This is a genomic window from Kitasatospora nipponensis (genome assembly GCF_039528135.1).
Lineage (GTDB): Bacteria > Actinomycetota > Actinomycetes > Streptomycetales > Streptomycetaceae > Kitasatospora > Kitasatospora nipponensis.
Genome location: NZ_BAAALF010001159.1, coordinates 1 through 519 on the forward strand (window position 1 = coordinate 1; position 519 = coordinate 519).

The window sequence follows — 519 nt, forward strand, 5'->3', positions numbered from 1 at the left end:
GGATGCACCGCGACCGGTCAGGACGTGACCTGCCGGGCCCAGGCGGCACTGCCAGCCAACGGGTCGAGGACTTTCACCTTCACCGTCCGACTGGACCAGGACTACGAGGGGAACGGTTCGGACATCCGCAACATCGCGAAGGTCTCGACCGCGACCGCCGACCCGGACCTGTCGAACAACTCCTCCGCTGCCGCCGGGTTGCCCGGTGGCAAGCCCGCCCGGGGTGAAGCCGACCTCGCGATCGACAAGTCGTCGAACGGCCCCGCGATCGCTCCCGGGGAGAACGTCGACTACACGATCACCGTCACCAACAACGGCCCCTCGTCGGACAGTTACCAGGTGGTCCTCACCGACCAGCTGCCGAAGCCGTTGACGTACGTGTCCTCCCAGCCGGCCGGCTGCACCGTGGATGCCGCGGGCCGGACGGTCACCTGCCCGGCCAAGGGCCGGCTGAAGGTCGGTGAGAAGTTCACCTACGTGCTCACCACCCGTCTGGACTCCTCCTACACCGGTGACGGC

1 protein-coding gene is annotated in these 519 nt (G+C 68.0%); it reads left to right on the plus strand.

Annotated features, from left to right (window positions below):
• Positions 1–24 precede the first annotated feature (24 nt).
• The coding region (locus tag ABD323_RS45405; RefSeq protein ID WP_344447776.1) for an isopeptide-forming domain-containing fimbrial protein at positions 25–519 on the plus strand (495 nt) is incomplete at its 3' end.